Source organism: Nocardia veterana NBRC 100344, assembly GCF_000308855.1.
GTDB lineage: Bacteria > Actinomycetota > Actinomycetes > Mycobacteriales > Mycobacteriaceae > Nocardia > Nocardia veterana.
In genome coordinates, this window is record NZ_BAGM01000206.1 from 19,319 (window position 1) to 43,717 (window position 24,399).

Annotated in this window: 25 protein-coding genes; 8 read left to right on the top strand and 17 right to left on the bottom strand. The window is 65.0% G+C overall.

Features of this window, described 5'->3' with window-relative positions:
- Position 1: 1 nt before the first annotated feature.
- The 5 genes from ON37_RS28915 to ON37_RS31370 all read right to left on the bottom strand — a co-directional run bounded on the left by ON37_RS28915 (position 2) and on the right by ON37_RS31370 (position 4,791).
- Complete coding sequence (locus ON37_RS28915) at positions 2–292, bottom strand: hypothetical protein (RefSeq protein WP_040723992.1); 291 nt, start codon at positions 290–292, stop codon at positions 2–4.
- Positions 289–756 carry a hypothetical protein gene (locus ON37_RS28920; RefSeq protein WP_245553562.1) on the bottom strand — a complete coding sequence of 156 codons (468 nt, stop codon included), beginning with the start codon at positions 754–756 and terminating at the stop codon, positions 289–291. The genes ON37_RS28915 and ON37_RS28920 overlap by 4 nt, the downstream gene beginning before the upstream one ends.
- 248 nt (positions 757–1,004) lie before the next feature.
- A complete protein-coding gene (locus tag ON37_RS34895; RefSeq protein WP_479687406.1) occupies positions 1,005–1,844 on the bottom strand; it encodes a DUF8176 domain-containing protein in 840 nt (279 codons plus the stop codon).
- A gap of 92 nt (positions 1,845–1,936) precedes the next feature.
- Positions 1,937–3,520: a cutinase family protein gene (locus tag ON37_RS28930; protein WP_051032267.1), complete on the bottom strand. Its 1,584-nt coding sequence runs from the start codon at positions 3,518–3,520 to the stop codon at positions 1,937–1,939.
- A complete protein-coding gene (locus ON37_RS31370) occupies positions 3,517–4,791 on the bottom strand; it encodes a hypothetical protein (RefSeq protein WP_051032268.1) in 1,275 nt (424 codons plus the stop codon). Before ON37_RS31370 ends, ON37_RS28930 begins: the two co-directional genes overlap by 4 nt.
- 446 nt (positions 4,792–5,237) lie before the next feature.
- Here ON37_RS31370 and ON37_RS28940 point away from each other — a divergent pair, with 446 nt between their 5' ends.
- Together ON37_RS28940 and ON37_RS28945 are read left to right on the top strand one after the other, a co-directional pair.
- Complete coding sequence (locus ON37_RS28940; RefSeq protein WP_040724063.1) at positions 5,238–5,690, top strand: helix-turn-helix domain-containing protein; 453 nt, start codon at positions 5,238–5,240, stop codon at positions 5,688–5,690.
- Positions 5,691–5,985: 295 nt separating this feature from the next.
- Positions 5,986–6,936 (top strand): hypothetical protein, encoded by a 951-nt coding sequence (locus ON37_RS28945; RefSeq protein WP_157171681.1) that lies wholly within the window; start codon positions 5,986–5,988, stop codon positions 6,934–6,936.
- Between the two features lie 35 nt (positions 6,937–6,971).
- Here the strand turns inward: ON37_RS28945 and ON37_RS28950 are convergent, their stop codons facing one another.
- The 3 genes from ON37_RS28950 to ON37_RS28960 all read right to left on the bottom strand — a co-directional run bounded on the left by ON37_RS28950 (position 6,972) and on the right by ON37_RS28960 (position 9,831).
- A complete protein-coding gene (locus ON37_RS28950; RefSeq protein ID WP_051032269.1) occupies positions 6,972–7,667 on the bottom strand; it encodes a class I SAM-dependent methyltransferase in 696 nt (231 codons plus the stop codon).
- A 167-nt stretch (positions 7,668–7,834) separates the two neighbouring features.
- The gene (locus ON37_RS28955; protein ID WP_157171682.1) at positions 7,835–8,386 is read right to left on the bottom strand and encodes a hypothetical protein; all 552 of its coding nucleotides are present in this window, start codon (positions 8,384–8,386) and stop codon (positions 7,835–7,837) included.
- Between the two features lie 152 nt (positions 8,387–8,538).
- The gene (locus tag ON37_RS28960) at positions 8,539–9,831 is read right to left on the bottom strand and encodes a sensor domain-containing diguanylate cyclase (RefSeq protein WP_040723996.1); all 1,293 of its coding nucleotides are present in this window, start codon (positions 9,829–9,831) and stop codon (positions 8,539–8,541) included.
- A 345-nt stretch (positions 9,832–10,176) separates the two neighbouring features.
- Here ON37_RS28960 and ON37_RS28965 point away from each other — a divergent pair, with 345 nt between their 5' ends.
- Together ON37_RS28965 and ON37_RS33345 are read left to right on the top strand one after the other, a co-directional pair.
- Positions 10,177–10,353: a hypothetical protein gene (locus ON37_RS28965; RefSeq protein ID WP_157126615.1), complete on the top strand. Its 177-nt coding sequence runs from the start codon at positions 10,177–10,179 to the stop codon at positions 10,351–10,353.
- A 218-nt stretch (positions 10,354–10,571) separates the two neighbouring features.
- Positions 10,572–12,026 carry a replication protein gene (locus tag ON37_RS33345; RefSeq protein ID WP_157171683.1) on the top strand — a complete coding sequence of 485 codons (1,455 nt, stop codon included), beginning with the start codon at positions 10,572–10,574 and terminating at the stop codon, positions 12,024–12,026.
- Positions 12,027–12,168: 142 nt separating this feature from the next.
- Here the strand turns inward: ON37_RS33345 and ON37_RS33350 are convergent, their stop codons facing one another.
- From ON37_RS33350 to ON37_RS28980, 3 genes are all read right to left on the bottom strand, one after another.
- Positions 12,169–12,315 carry a hypothetical protein gene (locus ON37_RS33350; protein WP_157171684.1) on the bottom strand — a complete coding sequence of 49 codons (147 nt, stop codon included), beginning with the start codon at positions 12,313–12,315 and terminating at the stop codon, positions 12,169–12,171.
- Between the two features lie 474 nt (positions 12,316–12,789).
- Complete coding sequence (locus ON37_RS28975; RefSeq protein ID WP_157171685.1) at positions 12,790–13,494, bottom strand: hypothetical protein; 705 nt, start codon at positions 13,492–13,494, stop codon at positions 12,790–12,792.
- 182 nt (positions 13,495–13,676) lie between these two features.
- On the bottom strand, positions 13,677–14,213 hold the full coding sequence (locus tag ON37_RS28980) for a hypothetical protein (protein WP_040724001.1): 537 nt from the start codon (positions 14,211–14,213) through the stop codon (positions 13,677–13,679).
- 436 nt (positions 14,214–14,649) lie between these two features.
- Here ON37_RS28980 and ON37_RS33355 point away from each other — a divergent pair, with 436 nt between their 5' ends.
- The 3 genes from ON37_RS33355 to ON37_RS31380 all read left to right on the top strand — a co-directional run bounded on the left by ON37_RS33355 (position 14,650) and on the right by ON37_RS31380 (position 18,188).
- Positions 14,650–15,327 (top strand): ParA family protein, encoded by a 678-nt coding sequence (locus ON37_RS33355; RefSeq protein WP_157171686.1) that lies wholly within the window; start codon positions 14,650–14,652, stop codon positions 15,325–15,327.
- Positions 15,328–15,759: 432 nt separating this feature from the next.
- Positions 15,760–16,239, top strand: coding sequence for a LysM peptidoglycan-binding domain-containing protein (locus tag ON37_RS28990; RefSeq protein ID WP_040724003.1), 480 nt, complete (start codon positions 15,760–15,762; stop codon positions 16,237–16,239).
- Positions 16,240–16,274: 35 nt separating this feature from the next.
- Complete coding sequence (locus ON37_RS31380) at positions 16,275–18,188, top strand: hypothetical protein (protein ID WP_051032271.1); 1,914 nt, start codon at positions 16,275–16,277, stop codon at positions 18,186–18,188.
- 364 nt (positions 18,189–18,552) lie between these two features.
- On the opposite strand, the gene ON37_RS29000 is transcribed toward ON37_RS31380, so the two are convergent.
- The 5 genes from ON37_RS29000 to ON37_RS29025 form a co-directional block, all read right to left on the bottom strand.
- Positions 18,553–18,981: an NUDIX hydrolase gene (locus ON37_RS29000; RefSeq protein ID WP_040724004.1), complete on the bottom strand. Its 429-nt coding sequence runs from the start codon at positions 18,979–18,981 to the stop codon at positions 18,553–18,555.
- Positions 18,965–19,912, bottom strand: coding sequence for a formylglycine-generating enzyme family protein (locus tag ON37_RS29005; protein WP_083893373.1), 948 nt, complete (start codon positions 19,910–19,912; stop codon positions 18,965–18,967). The genes ON37_RS29000 and ON37_RS29005 overlap by 17 nt, the downstream gene beginning before the upstream one ends.
- A 2-nt stretch (positions 19,913–19,914) precedes the next feature.
- Positions 19,915–20,202, bottom strand: a complete 288-nt coding sequence (locus ON37_RS29010; RefSeq protein WP_040724005.1) for a ubiquitin family protein — start codon at positions 20,200–20,202, stop codon at positions 19,915–19,917.
- Complete coding sequence (locus tag ON37_RS29015) at positions 20,199–21,152, bottom strand: NAD-dependent epimerase/dehydratase family protein (RefSeq protein WP_040724007.1); 954 nt, start codon at positions 21,150–21,152, stop codon at positions 20,199–20,201. Before ON37_RS29015 ends, ON37_RS29010 begins: the two co-directional genes overlap by 4 nt.
- Before the next feature lie 207 nt (positions 21,153–21,359).
- The gene (locus ON37_RS29025; protein WP_040724009.1) at positions 21,360–21,548 is read right to left on the bottom strand and encodes a hypothetical protein; all 189 of its coding nucleotides are present in this window, start codon (positions 21,546–21,548) and stop codon (positions 21,360–21,362) included.
- A 365-nt stretch (positions 21,549–21,913) separates the two neighbouring features.
- On the opposite strand from ON37_RS29025, the gene ON37_RS29030 reads away from it, so the two are divergent.
- Complete coding sequence (locus ON37_RS29030; RefSeq protein ID WP_083893374.1) at positions 21,914–23,152, top strand: helix-turn-helix transcriptional regulator; 1,239 nt, start codon at positions 21,914–21,916, stop codon at positions 23,150–23,152.
- 48 nt (positions 23,153–23,200) lie between these two features.
- Here ON37_RS29030 and ON37_RS29035 read toward each other — a convergent pair whose 3' ends face one another.
- Positions 23,201–24,394, bottom strand: coding sequence for a DUF1173 family protein (locus ON37_RS29035; protein ID WP_083893375.1), 1,194 nt, complete (start codon positions 24,392–24,394; stop codon positions 23,201–23,203).
- Between the last annotated feature and the right edge of the window lie 5 nt (positions 24,395–24,399).

Consider the following 24,399-nt stretch of genomic DNA (forward strand, 5'->3'; position numbering starts at 1 on the left):
CCTACAGTGCGGCGAGGACGCCGTTGATCAGACCGCTCGCCGACACGGCGACGATGCCGCCGATCAGCGCGCCGACGACCATTTTCGGCGCGGTGTTGACGCCTCCGTTGAACTTTTCCCAGCCCAGGACGCCGCCGGCGATGATGATGGCCAGAATTCCGGCGAGGAGAACTCCCCAGAGCGCGTATTGCAGGATCTTCACGACGCCCTTGCTTCCGGGAGGGGCGTCGGGGGTGATCGTGTCGACCTGAGCGAGCACGTGGGTTGCCTGGAGTGCGACATCGTGGATCATTTGAGGTCTCCTTCGGAGGTGGGCCGCATAGCAGCGGTGACGGTGGTGATCAGTGATTCGCCGACGTTCCGCACAGCTGCGAGCGGGTCGGGGCCTTTGGCGGGGGCGATGCTCCCGGGAGTCCAGACGGGAAGTTCTTTCATCTCGGTCAGTGGCCATGTGGGCTGCCACTCGATGCGCCAGCGGCCGTCTTCGGGGACCAGGTCCCACATGACATCGAGGTACTGCCGAATCTGCTTAGGCTGGCGGCCGGATTGATAGGCGCAGGTGACGAGGCCCAGCAGCACCGAGCGATCTCCTGCTAATCCGCTGTGCCACTGGCGAAGCAGGTGGTGGGCTCGGGAGAGACCTTCGATAGTTTCGCGGGCGACCAGCACGATGAACGGCGATTCGCCGCCGAGGACCGCGGGCCACTGGCGGCCGCAGTCGGCCGCAGGCGCCAGCATTCGCGACAGGGTCGACACTCCAGCTCCTCCGTGCGCTCCCATGAGCCACACCAGCGGAGGCCGTGATTCCTCATGCGGCACCGGACGATCCCAGATCGGTGCGCGCTGGTTCATCGGTGGAGCCACCGCGTGGGCTACCGACAAGCGGCGTCCCCGTGGAGGCAGCGGCCGCAACGGAATATGCGACATCGCACCGTTTTCCGACGGTCGTGGGGAATCGGGCGGTGCCGTCTCGGCGCCCATGCGACCGTGGTTGAGCAGGCCGGTCATTGTGCTCCCCCGATGCCGGTGATGAGGTAGTCGCCATTTGCCTGCCGAGCCACAGTGACGAGCTGGCGGTAGGTGTGCACGGACTGGTCGGGGCGGTTTTCCACGATCACGACCGACCAGTGCTCGTCGCTGCTGGGCGAGATTTGGACGCAATAGTGGGTGCCCTGCGGCACGGTGGCGATTCCGGCGTCGATCACCTCCGCGGGCGACACCGAGGCGTCGGGAGTGACGAAGGCCCGCGCCGCAGCTCCGGATCTGTCGTGGTAGTAGGCGTTCTGGAACGCGAGGATCACGTTCTCCGCAGTGCCTTTGTTCCCTGTCCCATTGCCTCGCACCGTGTTCGGGGTCCGGACCGCGTCGCAGCCGGGACCACCGCCGAGCACCGGGTCGGCGGCAATGGCGGCGGCGCGGCTCGGTACCGCCGAGCTGGCCGGTGCCGGTGCCGAGTCGTGTCCCATCACAGCGAAGCCGCCCGCTGCGACCGCACCAGCCGCAAGGACGCCGCCTGCCACCGCCACAGCAACAGGGCCACGCCGGCGACGGCGCACCTCGGGTGTCGACGGCGGAACGACGTGCTCAGCGATGATCGGCTGATCACCCGCCGCAGGGGCCGGTCCGGGCGTGGCAGGACCGGCCTCGCCGGGAAGCCAATCCGACCAGCTCACGGATGCGGGAGGCTGGGGCCAACCGGCCTGTGGCTGCTGAGTTTCATGGGCCGCTGAGCCCGGCGAGGCGACGACAGGCGCCGTATCCGGGCTCAATTCCGGCTGCAGCCACTGCGACCACTCGGGTTCTTTCGGGGCCTGATCCCTGGACCCATTGTGCTGGAACAACATTGCTCACCTCCTAGGGAGCGTGTGCGAGATGAAGAGAAAAAAGAGAGAAGGAGAGGGCCGGGAGGAGAGGTAGAGACCCCGGCCCCCTCCTCCTAGTTCGACCTGTCCGACCCGGTACCGGGCAGGCCGAGGTCACCGAGGCTGTTGCCGGATGCGGCGCCGGACGTGGAGCGCGTGGAACCCGAATCGGTGAGCGGGAAACGGAATCCGGTCGCCGGGGCGGCAGGTGTCGGTGAGGCCGGGACGCCCTTGCGAGGTGCGGGCACCTCCGCCGCGCCGGACGCGGCCAAATCCTTTGCCGTCGCGGTGAACCAATCGGCCACATATCGCGTGGCTGATTGCCCGGTATCGGTGACCGGATCGTGCTGATAGGAGCCGTGCCGCTGGATCACATCGGAGTACTTGACCCATGTGGTCGCCTGCAGCATGTCCTGGTTGTCGGTGAGGTTCTGCGCGACGGCGTTGAAGGTCTGCTGAATCAACCGCGATCCCGTCGACGGCGGAATCAGTTGCGGCAGAGCGCCCAGCAGTTTGGTGCCGAAAACCGCTAGGCCGGCAATGGGATCGGCCAGCCCTGCCGCCGCGATCTCGGCGATATTCGTCGGGGTCAGAATCGCCCGTGCAACCGTGACCGCGCTGTTGATGCCGATGGTTGCGACCTTGAACGCCGCCTGCAGGACTTGGCCCGGATCCAGCGGCGTCCGCGGATCCGAGGCTTCGGCGATCCGCTCGGAGATCGACTTGCGCGGGTTCAGCGACAGCGACGCAAGGGAGTTGCCGGAGACGTCCTTGTTGACCACGTTGGTCACGGTTTTGATGCCGGTCAGCGCCAGCGACTGCGTGATGGAGCCGAGCGCCCGCAGCGGGTCACCACCGAAATCGGCCTGTCCGGCCACGTTCGCTACCGCGCGCAACAGAGCGGCATGGTCGGGCGCGTCGCAGGCCAAATCGCCGCCAGCGCAGAACGATGCGACCCGCCCGGTCAGTGTGCCGAAGTTGGTGGCGATATCGCGCTCGGGCCCGATCCCGCCACCCGATAGCGCCGCCGGGGTGAGATGCGCCAGAGTCGCGATCTCCTTGCCCTGCACGTTCGGCACGGTCTCCGGCGAGGTGCGGCCGTCAGCTCCAGGGAACGGGGCCGCACCCGGATTGCGGGTCGGGTCACCGAACAACGCGACAGCGGCGATGCGCTGGGCGGGGACCGGACCGTGGCCCTGGCCCGTCTGCTGCGCCAGCATCGACACCGCGTGCGCGCCCTGGCTGTATCCGGCCAGCGCGAACTTGGTGTTGGGGCACTGTTTCGCGATGTCGGAAATGCGTTGCGACAGTTTGGATGTCGCGTTGGTGACCGACTGCTGATAGGAGGCGGTGCCGCCGGTCAGCGTGAAGCCGCCGAAGGATGCGTCGTAGGGCGTATTCTCGTGCTTCACCTCGACCCCGGCCGCGCCGGAGTCAGCCATGAAGGGGCCGAAAACATCGGACAACATGCCGGTGTTGTCGTTGGGGGCCGCGCCGGGAGTCGTCTCCCCCGTGCCCTGCACCCCCAGGGCGAACAACACAGGGCAATCACTGTTCGAGCTGGGATCGGCCGATGCGACACCCGATCCGGTGGCGATCGCGACGCCGAGGCCGGTCACGGTGGCAGCGGTTGCGGCTGTGCGAATCAGGGGCTTCATCGCAGAGCCCCCTGCACTGCCGATAATGCGCCGTTGGCCGCGTCGGTCAGGGGGCCGAACTGCTCCGGGGTGAATGGTGCCTGCTCGGCCGCAACCTGCGCGGCGGCCGCCACCGTGTCGGCGGTCGCGGGATCGGCCTTCGCCGCGGAGACCACCGAATCTGCGGCACGGGTGGCCTGCTCAGCGAGCTGCGGCGCCCACGGCTGCGACTGCACCGCCGCACCAGCCGCTGCACCGACAGCGACGGCGCCCTCAAGAGCCTGCGTGCCGCCGGGCTGCGACTGTGCCCAGCCGACCGCCTGCTCTCCCGCGTGGATCGCGGTGTCGGCAGCTACTCGCGCCTGATCGTGCAGCGACGGCGCGGGCCGACCTTCCCCAGGGGGCGGCGGCGTGTAGTCACTGCCATCTCCTGCGGTGGCTACCGCACCGGCGACGGCGCCGATTGTTGCACCCACGGCGCCGCCCGCGAGTGCGGCAGGCACACCGGCGGCGGCTGCGCCGATCGCGGCGCCCGCGGCCGCGCCGATTGCGGTCCCGGCTACACCTGAGGTCACGGTCCCGATGCCGGGCACCGGGATCAGCGTTCCGGCGGCCGCACCGGCGACGCCACCGATGGTGCCACCGACCAGCCCGCCGACCACGCCGCCGCCGATCGCGGCCGGGACTCCAGCTGCGACCGCACCGGCGGTGAATCCGGTGACCCCACCCAGAACCATCGCGGTGGACATGATGTCGGAGCGGGAGGCATTGACGCCCAGCGACTGCAGGAACGCGTTTGTATTGCGCTGCGTGAGGGCGATATGGCCGTTGATGTCGTAGACGACGTCGGCAGGCAGGCCCGGGTTCGCCCAGGTGGCATCACCGAGTCCGATGCGGTCCGGCGGCGGGGGCACGATGATCTTCGGCGGAGTCACCGGTTCGGGCGCGTGGAGGTTCGGAATGTCTTGCTGCAGGCCAGGTGCGGGTTTGCCCGGGGTGGTCGAGCCCTGCTGTCCGGTGCCTTGGCTGCGCGATGGCGGGGTTCGATATTCGCTCGGGTCGCTCGGCAGGTCCGGTGTTGGAACGACCTGCCCCAGCGGCGAATGTTCCTGCGGCCGTTGCGGCGGCGCGGGCGGCGGGGTCACCCCGGCCTGCTCGTTGCTCTTGGGGGTCGGGGTCACCCCGGCCTGCTGATCGGTAGGCGGTGGTGTGACGCCGGGCTGCGCTTCCGGTGCCGCGTGGGCGACACCCGCAGCGGCCACCATGGCGGCTGCGACTGCTTGCAACGCCATCCCTGCCCGTGCTGTGGTGCCCCCGCTGCGCGACCGGTGCCGGCCAGCAGCTGTCTCAGTCACCGGGCCCCGTTCTGCGGTTGTACCTCGCGGACTGACCACGACGCGTTTTACTGTGGACATGCAGACTCTCCTGTTTCTGCATTTGGTTCCGGAGCGGTGCCACCCGTGGATCCGGAACCAGTTACCGGGCCTTTCCCCCCGTGCCACCGGGGGGAAAGGTTCTTCGTTTCGAAGCTCTAGCCAGCGACTTTGAGCAGCGGAAATGCTCGTCGTCCGCACCGGCGGTGATATGCCTCGCCTTCGTTGTTTTTCGATCTCGCGTGCCGTGCTACGTGCGAGTATACCCTATTCCCGCACTCTATTTTCATACGATGGCGGAAACTGGTGAGGGGTGTGGCATGGTTTGTTCCGATGACCGACCAGCGCAAATGGATCGAGCCGCGATGACCAGGAAGGTCACCCGCGGATTCGATGGCGCTCGACTTCGCCAGCTGCGCGAGAACCACCCCACGCTCTCTCGGCGTGCGGAGTTGGCACGAGTTGCCGGGGTCGGCGAGTCGACGATCGATCAGTGGGAACGTGGCCTGAAGTCGCCCTCGGTCAAGCTGCTGGAACGCGTGGCCGTCGCCCTCGGCGTGAGCATGGATCGGCTGATCGACATTCCGGTCGCTGAACGGTTTCTCGGGGATTGGCGCGTGCTGCGCGGCATGACTCAGGACGAGGTGGCCGCCGCGACCGGACTGAGTATCTCCACCATCGCCCGTGTCGAGAGCGCGAACGTCGCTTTGTCGCCGGATTACGCTGAGCGACTTGCGAATGCGCTGTCCATCTCCGCCGAAGAAGCTCAGGCAGCCTGGGAACGGGCGCGGAATCGACCGCCCGGCACCAGCGCCTGAACGCTCACCGCGCGCAACACCACGCCGCGAATTGATCTGGTGAGCTGGTGGAAGATGATATCCGCGAAGTACATCCATTCCGGTGACCCCCTGCTGATCGCAACCGAAAACAGACCTCTGTCAGGTGCTGCTTCCAGTCGCGGGAGTCGCTCACCGGCTGGTGCGTGGGCAGCGTAACACGACCGATTGTGTTGCGGCAATCACCTTTTTCGTGCCGCCGAGGGCGCTGACCTGGATCGACACGAATTCATGAGACTGAGTAGGCTCGTTTGTCATGCATTTGCCGCGGTGCTGGGTGGGGATCGACGTGATTGGCACACGCCTCCACAACGAGATCATGGTGCATTCCGCCGGCGGGGAGAGAGTCGCCCGTTCCCTGCGGCGCTCAGCATCCAAGCTCGGATTCGACCGTGAAGGTGAGCAGCTGTTCACCTCAATCGTCAACGAAGCCTTGTCATCCGGGCGGATCGAGGACAAGTCGGCGACCGAGGGCCGGATCGAGTGCCATCAGCACTGGATCACCGCGCCGGACGATATTCCGGTGGGCCTGATCATCTACCTCGCGCCCGGACCGGCTCCGGAGCGTCCTACCTACAACTCGTGGGTGTTGGATCTGGAAAGCGTGACCACACGCAGCGGAGGCGACGACCTTGCGAGTCTCGGTGACGGTCGCCGCCCCGGCGAGGAGCGGCCGATTCGAGATCTGCTCACACTGGTCAATTTCGACGACGCCCCGCACTTCCTGAGCCTCTACTACGACGCGCTCACCGGAAAGAAAGGCGTTCTCGCACATGCGTACTGGTCCATCAGGCGCGGAGACCACGGACCGTGGAAACACTTCTGGTCGGCCGCCAATGTCGACACCGAGCCGGACGAACGTCGCAGCGTCTATGGCCTGACGGTGCAGCTGCGCGAGCGGGCCCAGCTGGATACCCGCTCGCGCAACATGGTTCGCTACACGTCGGCCACTCTGGTCATGGTGGATCCCCGCAAGAAGGTTGTCGTCGCCACCACCGGCGCCTTGGCCGACAAGATGAGCGATGCGAGACTGGCCGAGATCCTCGAGCAGATCGATTTCGACCGCATCGTCGATGCAGCCGCCGACACGATGGCCGAAGAGATCATCGACATCGACGGGGCGCCGTTCCGTGTGGCCGCATTCTTGATGCCCGGCGCCCATCAGTCGCCCGTTCTGCCGGTCGCGATCCTGCTCGTCCCCCACGTCGACGACAATGCGGCCGCCTGAGGCGCAGATGTTGGGCGACAGCGGAATTGCCTCTTTCACGCGGCGCCGTGTCGTTCACGCCGTGGGCGGCGAGCCGACCACAATGCCATGGATCCGACTGTGTCGATGGAGACGTCCTCGAACGCCGCTTCCAACGCCTGGCGCAGGCCGGGCAGGTCGTCGGCCTGGTTGTGAAATGCGCGAATGCGATTGAACGCCTCGGCGACACCACGGCTCAGGAGTGTGTGCGACACACCGCTCGTCAGCACCGTCGACCCGAAGAACACACCGTCGTCTGCGGTTGCGGCGGCGATGTGTTCGAAGGCGATCCCCTTGCTGCCCCAGCCGTGCCCCGGCACACAGTGCATCAGCAGATTCGCAGCAACCGAAGTGTATTGGCGATCTGTCGGCAGACTCTGGAGGACGGATCCGATGTAGATGTCGGGTGTGATTCCACGGTCACGCAGCCGGCGCGCCGAGAACTGCAGAGAGTGCTCACTCAGATCGAGCAGAGCGATCCGGGGGAGCCTGGTTGGCCAGGTGGTGTGCAGGAGATGCCATCCGGTGCCTGGGCCGATATCCAGATGGTCAGCTGATGCATTCCGATTGTAGAGATCAACTAAATGCTTTGTGGGACAACGCCAGACGAAGCGATTGTTGAACCCGAGGACGCCCAGATCGTAGGCCGCCAACAGCGCAGGGGTATATCGGGCGCCGTCGTACTCGTCTTGAGTGATGTCAGGGGAACGCATAGACGTGACTCCGGGTGCTCGGCGCAGCGAGAGCGCCTCTACCGCAAGGTGGAACTGCGACTCGGGCTCGGGAGTCACTCACCGGCCGGTGCACGAGGCAGCATATCCGCAGCCCGCGCGAAAAGGCAACGGAACCGCAAACTTGTGCCGCGCCTGAAATGTCGTTATCAGGTCGTCGACCAGTATGCCCAGTCGGCGAAGCTAGTCACGTATTCGGTTCGGCCGTCGATCAGGTTAGCCAGCTCATCGGCGGTGGCCTTGTCGATGGCACCGATCGCGGATATGCCGATCACATCCACGGCCCATGCACCGGGTGCCGGGGCGAAGCCGTCGCGCACCCACCGGTCCCGCCAAGGCCCGAGATGAGCGCGCATGGCCGGTTGCAGACCGAGTGTCACGAGCCTGTCCCACATTTCCCCCAATTGCTCGGCGGTCGGCGAGGGATGAAGTAGGTGAATGTCGTGCGATCCCCGCACAACCTCGTGCCACCGAATCGGTGCGTGCAGTTCACAGACCGCCTCATCGCTGTGCGCTGGCAGGTCCAGGCCGTATGCTTTGCCGCCCTCAGCGTCCCCGACCCACAGTCGTGGGGTGCGTGACCACGGTTCGATCAGCTGCCACAGGGATCGCGGCATTCCTGCCTGGATCTGCCGCACAAAACGCCGCAAATGATCAGGTGACAGGTCTGGCCGGAACTCCGCTTCGATCTCCGATGTCATAGCCTTCCAATCCGTTCAACTGCCCCTGATCACCGTGCTGGCGCATCGACGCCGGTGACAGAGCACCACAGACGGGCCGTTCCCCAATTGCTTCGTCATGATCGTCGCACAACGGCCGCGGATCCGCGAGAAACTGCCTGTTCATGAGGCTGTTAGACGCTTCCGTACCTGGCGGAGCCATCCTCACCATCCGCGTCAAGACCACGGATGGTGTGCAGGATCCAGTTGCCGCGGGCGCCGGATTTCGCGTCGTACAGGGAGGTGTCGGCCGCGTCGAGCAGCCACTCCGCCTCCTTGCCGGCGACCGGCGTGACCACGGCTCCGATGCTGGCGGAGATGTGGAGCCGGTGCCCGCCGACGATGAGGGGATGCGAGAGCGCACCGCGCAGGCGGTCTGCGACGGCCGCGACCCGGTACGTGTCGGCCGGGGGCGGGATGAGGGTGACGAATTCGTCGCCGCCGATGCGCGCGACCAGGCATCCGTCGTCTTGCAGGCTGTCGTGCAGGCGACGGGCGACGGTGGCCAGCACTTGGTCGCCGACACCGTGACCGTATCGGTCGTTGACCTCTTTGAAGTGGTCCAGGTCGGTGAAGCACAGCCCCATCAGGTCGTTCTCGCCGGCTCGAGAGATCACCGATTTGAGGGTGTCGAGGAGGTGGCGGCGGTTGGGCAGCTCGGTGAGCGCGTCGTGGCGCGCCTGAAAGTGGAGCTGCTCTTGCAGTTGGTGGCGTTCGGTGACGTCTTCACCGATAGCGAGCAGATAGTCCGGCCCGAAGGCGCTGCGGACATAGGTGATCGCGAAGGTGGCCCATCCGGTGCTGCCGTCCGCGCGTTGCAGGCGCCGTTCGATCTTCGCGGTGCCCGCCCGAGCCGGTACGAGGTCGTCGTAGACCATCTGGCGGATCGCGGCCTGATCGTCGGGGTGGGCGAAGTCGTAGACGCTGATTCCGCGCAGCGACTCGACCGGTACCCCGATCATGTCGGCCAGATGCGGGTTGGCTTCCAGCAGAACACCATTGGTGTCGCCGATCGCGATGGCGATGGAAGCGTGGTCGAAGACGAGCTGGAACCGGCGCCGGTCCTCCTCGACATCGTCGGCCCGGATCGCCTCGGCGAGGAAGTGGTGGCCGTGGCCGAACGCAGCGAGCAGGGCGGCCATACGCGAGCCGGCGTCGGGCTGATCGCTTCTTTCCGTGAGCCGGTGCACTATCGGGGCGGAAAGAACCGGAACTGCGGGATCGGTGAGCTGGGCCCCGGCCAGCGCCGCTCCCACTCGGGATCCGGCGGCGGCATCGAAGATGTCTGCTGTGAGACCGACATGAAGTTCTCGCAGAAGGTCACGCAGAAAGGTGACTTCTACCGTGGCGTAGGAAGGATCGGCGGTGATCGTCGCCAGCGCGCGCTCCCATTGCTGGGCGAGTGCCGTGCTCAGGTCGTCGTCCACTACAACTCCCCCATCCGATTCGCTAGCTGCTACTTCGGGTGCCCGGCGGTCCTCCTCCGGCTGGTCTGCTGTTCAAGACGCTGCTGTTTAAAAGTACTGCATGCCCGATTCGGGAGGTAATCGCCGGACCGCTCAACCGTCGTCGGCTTCGGCGAAATAGACCGGCCCGGGGAGAGCGGGATCCGGCGAGGCCGTGACGTATCTCCCACGGCGTAAACATTTTCCGGCGTGGCGCGGGTGCAATACCGACCCAAGGGTGATAGTCATATGCCTATGCCCCGCCGGAGAGAACGCATCGGCCCGCGCCGTGTGAGACGCGATGAGAGCGAGATTGACGACTTGTTCGTGACGATCGACAAGTCGGTGGCGGCGCGTGCACGAAAAGTCGCCGCGTTGAAGAACGTCCATGTCTGGGAGGTCGTCGAGGACGCATTGCGATCGCAACTTCCCGACGAGAGCGAGATCGAGCTGGCCGACCCTACGTTGCTTGAGGTGCCGCAGGCTTCTCGTCGAGCGAGCTGAACCGCTTGCCGCTGTAGGGCATCGACTCCGGAGGAACCGAAAACAAGGACCGACTGAACGACCCAGCAACTGAATACGACCCCGGGCCCGTTTGGACCCCCAAACGGACCGAGGGCCCCCGGCCGGACAACCGGGAGCCCTCGAAAGATTGTGGGGAGGCGAGCGTCACCTCGCCCCCACCGGGCCCCTCACCAAGAACCAGGATTGGACTCCTCTTGATGACGAACCACTGGTCCCAGGATATCGCACGCCCGCAGACCGAAACAACCGATCGGCAGCGTGTCTCTCCTCGCGGCAATTCGTTTTCCGACGTGCTCCCCCACCGCGCCTTGCGGCCTGTGGATGATGAATGGAGCAAAACCATCGAGGCCGCGATCATCGGCCCCTATCGCGGATCCAGCCCCGCCCGTCGGCGTCGCGGCCGAGCCAAGTGCCCAACGAGCCTGGTCCGAGGTCACGTCTGTGGCCATCAATGCACCGCGATTTCCCCCCGCCTGCTTGCGATCTGGGGTGGCAAGCAAGCCGCCTGCCGCCGACTGTGCCGGGTACAGCTCGATCCGCGTCGGGACGACAATGATTCCCCGTACGCAGGCGTGCAGTGCTGGATCACTCGTGAGGCATGGCTCGAAAGTATCGGCAGCACGTTCGATCGGCGGTACCGCTCAATCCGGCCGATTTTGGTCAAGAAACGTGCAGGGGCCAAGAACTCAGGCGGCGGTGTCACGAAGAAGACGTTTCTGAAGGTCGCAGCCGTAATGGCGGCCGCCGCGAACAGTGGCACCGGTCGCGAGTGCAGGCTCACGAATGCCTCTATCGCCGAGCGATCCGGCGTGTCGGTCACCCAGGTCACCCGCGTACGTCTGGCGATGCTGTTGATGGGGGTCGCGACCGAGGTGCTCCGTGGACGGCAGCGGACCTATGCCGAGCGGATGGCGAGCTGGCGTGTGGGAGACAAGGCCCGCGGATGGGCGTCGGTGTGGGCGCTGCACCCGGCTCGTGAAGCTGTGGATAACTCGGTGGTCCGTCGTGATGGTGTTTACCCTGGTCAAGCCAAGATGGCTACCCATCCCGCTAGGGGTCACTTTTCCGGCGGAAAAGTGACTTCTAGTGGTTCTTACTTGACGACAGGTTGTGGAAAACGAGGCGCTTCGCGCCGCAATGAGAAGCAAGGAGCTCGTCGAAAAGCTGAGGCGGCACCTCAGAAAGCCCTCATTTTGGCCCTCAAATGGCTCGCTGACGCACGAACTCCGCTGTGGGCGCACCGTAACCGGGCCGATGCGTGGGCAGTGGTGCTGGCGCCTGCTGCCGAACATGGCTGGACGGCAGACGATCTCAACGACGAGCTGCGCGCCGTCGAAGTACGTCACCCGTTGGCATATGTCCGGGGGATGCTGGCCAGGGTTGATCTGCCGTTCCCTCGCCATCTCGTCCGCGAAATCGAGCTGCAGCGGGCCGCCCAGGCGCAAGCGACGATCGATGCGGCTGTTGAGGGAGCTGTCACGGAGGTCAAACAGGCCGTTCACGCTCGGGCGGAGGAAGCGCTCGGTGGCGAGGGCCGCCGGTCCGCACTGGCTCAGGCCTCTGCGATCGGTGAAGCGAGCGAGAATCGTAGAAAGGCTGGGGAGCAATTCGATCACCGGGCCCATTGGCGTCGATTGGCTTACGGCCGATGACCAGCGACGGTGGGCTAGGCCGCGGTTGACGGTGACGCCGCGAGGTGCGTCTTGGAGGAGGGGCGCGGGTGGGGCAGGCGCTTGTGGGTGACGAGCCGAGCGAACGCAGACCCGGCCGGCGGGCCGGGTCTGCTCGCTCGACTCAGTCTTCGTCGTCTGCAGTGTTGCGGTCGGCGGCCGCTGCGGCACGCTCGTCGAATCCCGATTGCGCGGTTGGGCTGTCGGGGTCGCGTTCGGCTGCGGCCGCGATCCGATCCGCCGACTCGCGATCCATTGGCTCCTTGCCCATGTGCTCCTCCTTGAGGGAATGAGCCACGCCCGCCCCACAGCGGGTAAAACCGCTCTCACGTCGAAGGCTGCCCAGGCGTGGCTGATCGACGACGGTCGTTGCATCACCTGGGTAGATGGGACACAGCGTGCTCCGGCGGATTCCGTCCGCTGTGATACCCGTTGCCGCCGAAACGGCAACGGTCCTCCGTCACTGTTGCCGCTCGCTGATTCCGAGGCGCGCAGACCGTCGGGAACGCACCTTGCCACCGGGAACAACACGCAGGCGCGCGGCGGAGTCTTCCACCTACGTCCCGATGAGTCCATGATGCCGCGTCGGTCTGCTTCCGGGATGAATTCCGACAGCTGCTGTTCATCACCGCGCCCCGATCGGCGCGTGGCCGACCGCAACGACGCGGTCGGCGCTTGTCACCATCGTGGTCTGCGGAGTGTCGGAAAAGGGTCTGCCGATGTGAACGCGTAGAAGCACATGGCGCTATTTGCGCAGGCTCACCCAACCAAGGGCGATCTGTTCGGACTGAAGTGCGGCGGCGAAATCGTCGACCATCACGAAATGTTCGCCGGGGATGTAGGCCGTGGTGACCCCGAGCGCGACACCGCCGAGCCGCAGGATCAGATCGTGCATTCCGCCCGGGGCGTTGATGGTGTCGAATTCCCAAGCCTGCATTGCCGGTTCGACGGTGACCCTCATGATTCCGTCGGCCCGCATCTGCGCGTACGCGCCTCGGACGGGGCGCTGGCGCGATATGCCGGAAAGACCGCACCGATCCCGGTATTGGCTCATCGTGGCCACTGCCCACCCCTGCCCGCTGCGCTCCAGCATCACTTGCTCGAGCGACGGATTGACCAACGCCATCGGCAGAGGATCCGGTTTGCCGTTGACCTCGGTCGGCAGCACGGCAGCCAGCGTCCGGTAGGACAGAAAGCTCTGCGCAACTATCGGTAGGCCTTGCTCATTCCAGGCCGGCGCCTGACACCCCGGATGATGCAGTGCCGCGGCCGCGATCACGGCAACGTCATTGACCACGAGCGAGGGAGCGTCGTCCCCGAGTGGCAGCCCGCAGCTCTGGCAGTCGGCAGCCCACAGGTTCGCGGCAACTCGGTGCAATTCGTCGGTGCCGAGCTCCTCCTTGATTCGTTGGTTCACCCGGAACGGGAACGTTGACATCTCAGCAGTCATGAGCGGAACCCCCTACTACGAAACCTGTTGAGCGGCCATGGATTCGGCCACGCCGCAATGCAGTATGCGTGCAGCCCCCGACAGAAACGCCGAAAATCCCGCGAAGCACGGACCAACTCGTGCCCCGGCCGCTGGCGTCTCACTCCCCTGCCTAGGACGCAGTTCGGCGCGAGCAGACTGCTCTATTCGCCGGACTGAACGATCACTCGTTCGTAGTAATCCTCGGCGAGAGCGGAACGGAGATGCGCAGGCCCATCCAGAAGGATGTGGATGTCGTCTACGATGCTCCCCGCCTCTGCGATCGCTTCCCGTAATGGGGCTGGAATCTCCTGTGCGGCCGCTAGATCTGTCAGAACCACACGAGTTGCCGTCACGGTCCGCATTGCTGCCTCGCGCAGATACCGAGCGGACGCACGGATACGCGGAAGATTTTCGGCATCCTCGAGTAGCTCGATCACCCGCGTATCGATCACGTCGTCGAGCAGTTGTTCGTCCACCACGGCGGCGATGTCCTCATGCGCGGCCACAACAGCAAGATTGATCGCGGCCAATTCGCTTGCGCGCGCGCTCGACGCCTGCCCGCTGAGAACCGCGGCCGCCAGGGTCAGTGCGCCGAACCCTGTATGGGCGTATGCCAGAGCCGTGGCTGCAGTGACGTCCGACGGCATGGCCTCGAGTCGCTCAGCCGTCTCGTTCACCAAATCCACAACACCCGCCACGCCTCCGAGACTACGGCGCGCACTGCTCCGCGCCGCCGAAGGTCCGTCATCGCGCCGCCGACGGGAGTAAGTTCCGCAGCACTCACGGGATCGCGATGGCTACCCATTGTGTCCCGGCCCGTCTCCCGACTCCGCTACAGCCCGTCCCCGCGGTCGCGGGGAAACCATGATTCCGACCGTCCAGCGCCTCCGTCAGTAGTCGATTCGCGTAGGTTCCGACCCTCGGGAAGGAGAGTCATTGTGTCACGTGACATAAATGGCAAACCTTCCGAGCCTTATAGACAAATGATCGACTTGCGTGGTATTCGCGCGCGGTACGCGCGTACCGCGCGTGTGCGCTCCAGCGCATGCGGGCGCATGAACGACACGCCGACCCACTAGGGTGTTTCGGTTGTAGCGCAGCAGATTTGGTAACAATCCGGTACCGTCTCTGACCATGACCGACCCGTACTCTGCATGGCGACCTCCTGCTACCGGTAAGACGATCGGCAGCGCTCACGTCAAAGGTGGAGGCACAACAAAGACCACGGCGGCGATCCTCACCGGACACGCCTACATTGCACGAGGGGAGACAGTTGACGTCATCTCCTTCGACTACTTCCACTCCGCAGTCAGCTGGGCCGATAAGGCTCATGAAGGCCAGGGCCTCAGCAATGCCGCGCACCGACCATGGCCCGATAACTACAACGTTGAGCCTGCGGACACAGACGATGACCTGTGGTCCCTGATTCACGGAAGCTCAGCTTCCAGACGAATCATTGATGGGGGACCGGCTGATCCTGAGAGCTTCAAAAAGGTTGTACGCCTGTCGGATATCGTCATTCTTCCCACCGAGCCCAGCTACTTGACCATGGAACAGGTCACGGCAGCGTTCGAACTGGTAGGGGAGATCGAGGAGGAACAGGATCGACAGATCGATGCCCGTGTCCTGCTCGTTCGAGTTAACCCGTCTTTAGCTCTCACGAGAGACGTTCGTGAGGCGCTGACTACCGTCAATATCCCGGTGATGGAGTCAATGATCCGCCAGGACGGGAATATCGCCCGAGCCGCACACACTGTCCCTCTGCGATGCTTCGGCTACGAAAAGGTGGTCGAAGAACTCGAAGCTTCGTAAAGGTAATCAGTACAACGACTTTCGTATCCAAGGGAGACACCAAGCATGGCAATCGACCCCAACAAGGTCGCAGCAGCAGTGGCTGCGCCGTCCCAGCGTGGCCGAGCTCGGGTGAACCGCGAGAAACTGCCTCAGCAGAGCGCTCAGCAGTCGTCGGTAGCGGTAGCTGAAGATGCGCCCTCGACCTCTGCGGCGGCTCCAGAAGTTCACGAGGCGAGCGTTGCAGAAACCGCGCTTACAGCAGCGACCAACACCAGCGCGGCCTCGCCGACGCCGGACGTTTCGGTCGAAGATCCGGAGCCGTCTGTAGATGCTCGCCCGACAGCGGACTCCGAGCCGAAATCTGCAGCTGCCCAACCGTCTTCGCAGAAGTTGCGGACGAAAAGTGCACCGAGCCAGCCAGCCCCGGCGCCGAGTCCCGCCCGTGCACGATTGGCGCTGCGTACGGCCGAGCAAACGTTCCTCCCGCTGATCTCGCGCATTGCCAAACTGCGGCAGTACGTGGACGAGTCAGGACTCGCGATCCAGGACGCCAAGGCGGTAGGAGTAACCGCCGAGCAACTCGAAGACACCTTGCGGGGGATCGCACGCAAGACCGACGTCAGGTACGACGACATTCCCGAAACCGTCCGCGCGACGATCGCCGCCCCCGCAGAGGCCGGCGCGGCTGTCCCCGCACCGCGCGCGAGGCTCGCCCTCCGCACCGTCGAGCAGACGTTCCTCCCGCTGGTTTCCCGGTTCGCCAAGCTTCGCGCGTACGTCGACGAGGCCGTACTCGCCGTGGCAGATGCCAGGGCAGCGGGCGTGGACGGCGAGCACCTCGAGGACACCCTGCGAAGCATCGCACGCAAGAACGGCACCAGCTACAACGACATTCCGGCGGCAGTGCGCGCCGCGATATCGGACGACTGACCGCCCCCCGGCACCTGCCTCGAACAGGACATATCATGCTGCGAACGAAACCGAACATCTTCCGCTCCGCCGCCGCCCCGGTGTCTGTGGAGCAACTCCAGCAGCAAGTGGACGCCGCACGAGGCATGCTCCCACTGCAGACTGATCCAGCGCTGCGAGAAGCATTGTCCCCCAAAGAACTCGCCGCGGAACGGCAGTTGGCTGAGTGGATCCGCCAGAAGCGGAGGCGGCAGCAGCGCCGGGCAGTCAGCGCGGAGTTGAGCACTCAGAAGCGGAACCGGCGCGCCGCGGATGCGATAGCTCGCGCCGATCACGCCGATCAACGGTGGCATCGCAAGGCTCTGGCCGCGCGGCAGCGGGTGGTCTCGGCGGACGCCAACCTCGCCACCCTTTTCCGACGCTCCGAATGGTCGTCGCGAGCGCTGATTTCCGTCGTGGTGCTCGGGATGCTGTGGGCCGGAGTGAATGTCCAGCACAACCTCGTCCCAGACGGGGACATGACCAACCCGCTCTACTGGCTCAGCTATGGCTTCGAGGCGATGATCTCGATCCCGATCATCGTCATCATGGTCGTCGCCACCACCGCCGCGCGCCAAGGTCGCGAAATCGAACGAGGGCGAGTGCTGATCTTCGAGCTCGCTCTCCTGAGCGCCACAGTCGGGCTCAACGCCGGACCCCGTCTGTTTGCCGGCGATCCGGGAAAGGCCGCAGAATTCGCTGTCGCGCCCATCATGGTCGGATCCATCATCTGGCTTCACGCCTGGGTCGCCAACCGCTACAGCGTGCTGATCGACGAGGCACTTGCTCACGCACCCGCACTTGGGCACACCGACTCGCACGAGCTCGCACCAGACCACGAACACCGCGACGGAAATGCGACCCTCGCACTGGAAAACACTCGAACTCGCACTGCGAGCGCCGCACCGGCGGATGCGGACGCCAATGCGGAAACCACTCCCGCACCGTGCGAGGGCAGGCCCGCACCGGCCGCCGAGGACGGTCGCACCGTCGCAGCAGCGGGCATCGCATGCGCCAGTGCGAACACCGATGCAGACACTGCCCCAGACCGGCTGCACGCACACAGCGGAAGTGCGGCCCCCGCGCACATCGTGCCCGACCCCGACCATGCGGCGATGGAGTTCGGTCCGACAGACCTCGCAGCAGCAGAGGCGATGGTGACGCGCGAACTGACCACCCTGCCGGTTGACCAGATCGCCGCGATCCTGGCACTCGCATCGGACAACTGGACTCCGGCGGCCATCGGCCAGCGCGTCGGCCTGTTCGGATCCCAGGTCCTGGCCGTACTAGAAGCCCACCGGACCATGACACGGACTGCCGGGAGCCTCCCGGACCCGTCCTCCGGAGAGCGCGGCGAAATGCGCGCCGCACCAGCTGATGCGGCCGCCGGCGCGGAGGCCATCGGTCCCAGCGACGACGCAGTCCCCACCATGATCCTGGCCCCCACAGCGACCGCATCTGATCCCGCACCAAATGCGCAGGAGGCGCGGACCGCGACGGTCCCAAATGCGAGCACAGACCCGCACCACGCCGAGTTCGCCGATAGCGACGCTGACGCGGCCCGGCGCCACGACGATCAAGTGCGGGCGTCGTTCGCACCTCGCATCACCAGTGCGAATCAGGCGGATCTCGGTGCGAACGCAAGTGCCGGTTCCGGGGCAGTAGTGCGAGCGCTGCCCGTCCCTCGCACCGACGAAGGGGCCGACCAGTTCACGACCCTCGCAGAGCGCATCGTGGAACGAGGACTAGTCACGCGGAAGTCTCCCGAACTGATCGCGACCGTCCTGCGAATGCTCGATGAGGGGTGCTCGCACAACGAAATCAACAAGGCCACCGCAACTCCCACCAGCGGGGGAGTCCACCACAAGACCATCAAGACCATCGCGGCGGCCGCCGAGGCGGTCCGGGTGCCCGTCCGGGTAGTGCGCTGAGTGCCCGTGTCGCGCCGACGATCCCGGGAACCGCTAGGTTGTCGGCGTGGCGGACGGCCGGTTCCGGTGGCTCGCCACGTATGATCAGCTGCGGGGTAGCCACCCCATTCCCCCCCAGGTGGCTACTCAGGGGGCGGTCCAGTGGGGTCGCCGATACAGACCAGTGCCGCCGAGAACTTTCTCCCCCTTAGTTCCGGCGGCACTGGCATATCTGCAGGGGGACATGCAATTTCAGGGGCTGTGAACTGCTTCGCAGGCAGCTTGAGAAGCCAAAGGCCTGTAGACCGCTGCCGACCAGATCATCCACGCGGTGTTGGCGGGGCGGCGGCGCATCCCGGCTCCCCGCTCCCGCCAACTGCTTGCACTATGCGACAGGTTGTTGCTGTCCTCGGGTCTGTTGGAAGTATGCGGCCAGCATTTCGTTCTCTTCGAACCCGAGAACGATGGCAGCGACATCGGCCTCCGTAAACCACCCGAGGCGCTGACCTTCCGTCAGTGTGACGGAATCAAGATCGAGATCCATCTGAGTCTTGAAGGTGTGCTCGAGAAGTCCCCAATGCCTCTCGCGAGTGCAGTGGTGTTCGACGGTCGCGGGATCCAACTCCACCCCGATTTCCTCGGAGATCTCACGGATTACATTTTCGAGCGGAGTTTCCCCCGGTTCCCGGTACCCGCCGAGGAGGGCCCACATGCCAGGACAAGGAATGTCCGGCTTGTCGTCGCGCAAGAACAGCAGTATCTGGTCGGCGGAGTTGCGGATGATGATGTTCGAACCTTCAGCGGTGATCGCCATGCAACTTCTCCTCAATGGTGATGGATGAACGCCCGGTCGTGGAGAGTGGGTGGGGCGCGGCCAAGGTGGCGGCGCACCGGAATCCGAGGTCGAAAGCTTCGTACTCCGGTGTGCCACAGATACGTTCGCTTGTGCGGGTCTGCAACCGCATCATCTTCCAAGACCCGCCGCGGGCGACGCGGAAACCGAGGCGAGCGGCCGCGCCGAACCCATCGTCGTAGGTTCCGAATCCGTAGAGACGGTACTTACTCGACGTCCATTCGGTGACATTTCCTGCCATGTCGTGCACACCAAACGGAGATACGAATTCGGCGAATGATCCCACAGGCGTAGTGGCCGGCGCAGGCCCGTTGTAACGCCAATGACCGGCGTACCAGCGCTTCCAGTCGTCGAGGTCGCGCATCGCGAAGCCAGCCCAGTACTCAGCGCTGTTGGCCGCCGAGCGTGACCACATCGACCCCCACGGCCAAGCTCGCCAGCTCGGGCCGTGAGCCGCGTACTCCCACTCGTCCTCGGTCGGCAGACGTTTACCCGCCCACGTGGCGTAAGCCGTGGCGTCGTCGTGGGAGACGTGCACGACCGGATGGTTGGGACGATCGTCGACTGCACTCAGATCCGGATGCGGACGGCGCCACGATATGCCGGGGATCGGTTCCCAATAGTCCGGCCCATAGACGAGGCCAGCGCCGAGTCGCTCCGCAGTGGTGACCCATCCAGTCTCGTCGGCGAACTCGGCGAACTGCGCATTGGTGACCGGATGCTGATCGATCCAGTATCCGTCCATCATCACTTTGTGCTGGGGAGCCTCATCCTCGAACCACTTCCGAGAGTAGTGCTGCAGTTCCTCGAGAAACGCTAAGTGCGTCTCCGGTGAGCCGATTTCGGCGCGCCCCGGCGGAATCCAGACCATGCCATCGGTCTTGTGGGACATGCTCACCCGCCCATGAAGGCCGACAGTACACAGACCTCGTGATGCGGCTTGGTCAGCGGGATATCGATTCCGTCGGCGGACACGACACGCTCATCGTCGAGAGCCACCGTTGCGAACCGCGGGATTGTCCCATCGGCGGTGAGTACCCGTTCGGCGACGGCCGGATATTCGACGGTCAGCCACCGTAGCGCTTCACCGAGGGTGGCCACCTCGGGGCACCAGATATTCGACATGTCCCTGCCGGTGAGGGTCGCCCAGTTCGCAGGCAGGATGAACCGGACCTGGCTCATGCTTTGGCCACCTCATGCCCGTTGCGGTGCTCCCGCATCCATCCGATCGTGAGTGCGATCCCTTCGGCCAGCGAGACACGGGGGGCCCAATCCAGTAGCTCGCGAGCCCGGCTCAGGTCCGGGCATCGAGCCGGCGCCTCCTGCTCACGAGCCTCGGCGATATCGAGCTGCCCTGAGCCAGCTGCAGCGATGATCATCATCGCCAGCTCTTTGACGCTGACCTCCTCTGTAGCACCGATATTGATCGGGCCGAACTCCTGCGAGTCGAGCATGGCGGATATCGCGTCCACGGCGTCGGAGACGTACAGCAGGCTGCGGGTTTGAGCGCCGCCGTGCAGGGTCAAGGTTCGCCCCGCCAACGCGGCCGCACAGAAGGCCGGGACTGCCCGGCTGTCGCTGTGCCACATGTGTGGCCCGTAGACGTTGAACGGTCGAATCACGCCCACCAAGGCGCCCTCGCCGCGGTGATATGCGAATGCAGCAGCCTCGGTGAAGACCTTCGCCACTTGGTACGCCGAGCGCGGGCCTAGTGGGTCGACAGCGCCCAGACAGGTCTCAAGTTGAGGATGTATCGGGGTGTCGCCGTACACGTCGCTGGATGAGGCGAGCACTATCCGCGCACCATGAGCGGCCGCAGCTTCCAGCGCATTGAGTGTTCCAGCGGATCCGGCCCACAGGGTTTCTATCGGCCGCTGCTGATACATCGCAGGTGCGGCTGGGCAGGCGAGATGCACGATCCCGCTCACTTCGTCCAGCCGGGCAAAGGCCCGGCGATCGGTGATGTCGGCGTCACGAAACGTGAATGCTGGATGCTGCTCGACCTCATCGAGGTTTGCTCTGTGGCCGGTGCTCAGATTGTCGATCACGGTTACGCGGTGGCCGTCGTCGAGCAGCCGGGCCGCGAGGTGACTGCCGATCAGGCCGGCGCCACCCGTAATCACGGTGTGCATGAACTTACTCCTGTTCCAATTGGCATATAGGACAAAGAATTTCGGGGTTGTGTACCTGGCCGCACAGCTGGAGTTTGGTTAGGCCGTGAGCGACCCTGCGCATAAGCTCGGCGTCCCTTTCGGTCCAGATCGGTCTGAAAGGGGCGGGAACCGGTCGCGCGACGCGTTGAGGCAACTCGTCCTCGTCGGTTGTGGTCACAGTGGGCATCACGTCTTCTCGAACAATCGATGACAGGGCAAAGGCCTCATGGTCGGAAGCACGGCGTCGTCCAGGCGGACCGACACATGTCGGTGCCAGCGCGCCATTTCCGCACGGAATGCACGGGCGGCCCCCGCGTCGGCGCGAAAATGCAATGGCGGCAGTGCCGGGAACTCGACAACCAGATGCATCTGCACCGTTCGTCTCCCATCGCCCTCGCGACCGGTATCAGTCCTCAACCCCAGCGGATACGTAGGCATGCGCTGCCAGATACGGCATGCAAAACGGCCCGTGGGAAGCGTGTGACCTCATGACGGCCGAGGCTGAGGCCAGACTGCTGAACCCATTGAGGTCCGCATCGCAGTCGCCGTGCGTCACATCCCGCTCCATGTCGATGGTTGGCACTCTGCCTCCTGATCGTGGTTTTCGACCCGTTCGGCGAAGCGGGAATTTCCCTGGCCGCGCGGTGAATTCAGCTCACCACTGACCTGCTCGTGTCCGTAGGACTACGGTGGTGACAAAACGCGAATCCGTGATCTGTCACCACCTGGGATGATGAGAGATGACCCCGTCGACTGCACGATTGCCGAATATGAACGCGAACCGAATCGGGCAAGCACTTCGCCGATTCCGCCTCGCCCAGCCGATGAGCCAACGCGAGCTGGCGGCGGTCCTGTTCTGCGATCGTTCCTACATCACGAGCGTCGAGAAAGGCCGCCGGTGGCCCGGCAATCGTGGCTGGGTCGAAGAAGCGGATCTGGCGTTGGATGCGGGCGGTGAACTGGTCGCCGCTTGGGACGCTGACCAGGCTGAACGCGCAGAAGCGGCGGACACCATGCGACTGCTTGAAGATGCCCGGCGCGGGTCGGAACAACTGCTGTTAGCTCCGGACGGTGCTTCACTCGATGAAATTGAACAGCGAATCGTAGATATCGCGACCAAGGCAAGGCTTGAGTCCTACGACCTAACGCTGGAGCGCGCCCTCGGCTTGCGTGCTGAGCTCACGCGGCGGCTACAGGTGGGCGCATACAGCCCGAACGCGATTCGCGATCTCTACGTAGCGCTGGGCCGTGTTTGTGGCGTCCTGGCCTATCTGACTCTCGACCTCGGTCAGGCTGATCATGCCAAGGTCCACGCCCAAGCAGCGTTTCAGCTCGGCGAGCGCGCCGGCCACGATCAGCTGCGCGCGTGGTCACGTGGCACACAGGCACTCGCCCACCGTTTCACGAAGGACTTCGAGCTGGCGGCCGCCGCAGCTGAGGACGGTCTGACCTATGTCGGTAAGTCGACTGGTACCACCGAACCGCGGCTCCTGTGCGGCCTCGCCGCTTCGGTAGCGAATCTCGGTCAAAGCGAGCGGGCGCTCGAATTGCTGAAGCAGGCAGACCGCGCTCGGGCACAAGGCGCCAACAGCGACGAGATCGCGGGCCTATTCACTTTCACCCCGGCCAAACAGGTGTACTACCACGGTTTTTCGCTGATGTGGGCCGATGACCTGAAGACTTTGAATCGCTCCATTAAGGCTTCAGAGGAGGCTCTGCAGGCTTGGCGGGTCCAGCGGTCGCCGGGCGACGAGATGCTGACCACCATCTATTTGGCGATGGCCAATGCTCGGGTCGGCGATTTGGACGCCAGTCTGGCCGCTGTTTCGCCGGTGCTCGAACAGCCGATCGAGCACCATTTCAGTTGGGTCAGGAAGCGCCTAAACCAGTTGGATGGGCTTTTGGCACAACACTTTCCAGGTTCGCGAGAGGCAGAAGAGGAACGCCAAACGCTGCGCGCGTACGTCCACGCAGCCTGACGCCCAGGTGGTGAGCCGCCCGTACGGCGAGTCGATCGCCGAGCTGGGTCACCCAGCCAGCGCCAGCGACGGCATCGGGCCCGGCGCACTCCACTCCAAAAGGCGCGCACCCGATTCGCGGTAGTGCCGCAACTTCTCCAGCTTCCTGCGGCGGTACTCAGCATCGTCTTCCCGACCCCAGACCTCCATGAACGATTGCGGCTGGTCGAGGAAGACATAGTCCGGGAAGACCGCATCGCCGTCGTAGCGGCATGGTTTGAAGAAGGCCCGGCCTGCACGGACCAGGGCATCGGCGGCGAGCACCTCATACGACGAATCGGCCGGGATCCACTGCTGACTGGTCAACATGATCGCCGCGTCGACCGCCACCGCGTAACCCGTGCGGGAACGCTCGACGTAGGCCAGCAGAACTCGACGGCCGCCGGCCTCGGTTGCCGCTCGCGACACCGCATGCCGATAGGAGCGGTTCAGCCTCTCGTGCAGAGTTTTTCGGACCATCACCTGCCGCGCCCGCTGGTCCACGAGCTCATACCGGTACCCGAACTCTGCTTCGTGGCGATGCGCGAGCTCGCCGACGACGAAGCCTCGCCGCAGCGCGGAGCGTCCATCGAGGTTGCTGAGAAAACGATCGAAGGCCGGAAGGCTGCCACGGCTCCAGGGTGGTACGACGTACAGGACGTCGGAGCCTGGCTGGGAATTGATCGTGCATGTGTCGGCCTGACTGCGCAGCGCCTGGACCACGTCGGCCCACGATCGGTCGCGCACGGTCGGATGCCAGGTAGTGAGCCTGGATTCCTCCCACAGCCAGTGCAAAATGCCCAGCAGGCCGATCCGGGAGCGCCCGATTCCCGGGTAAACCGAGCGGTCGACCGGCTCACGCGACAGCGCATCCGACCGCGTGCTCGCAGCGAGCGGGCCCGCAAAACTGATCGCCACGCCGCCGTCATCGCCTTCGCGGATCGCTGCTCCGGTGTACGGCTTCTGGCCGCTCAGCTCGCCGTCCACCTTGAAGAACGCGCACATCGGATTATGTCGAGGGCCGCCGTGGGGCCACACAGCGAGCGAATAGTGGCCGGACCGGCAGCGCGTCACCAACGGCAACGCAGGAGTCCGGCACAGGCACTCGGCGTCCTTGTCGGCCCAGGCCCGTGACAAGAGTCCGGAGAAACGATCAGGCTCAGCCCGCAGCTCTGCATAGGGCAGCCGGCGGCCAGCCAGCCGCACCCACGTCTGAAAACTCATTGCGC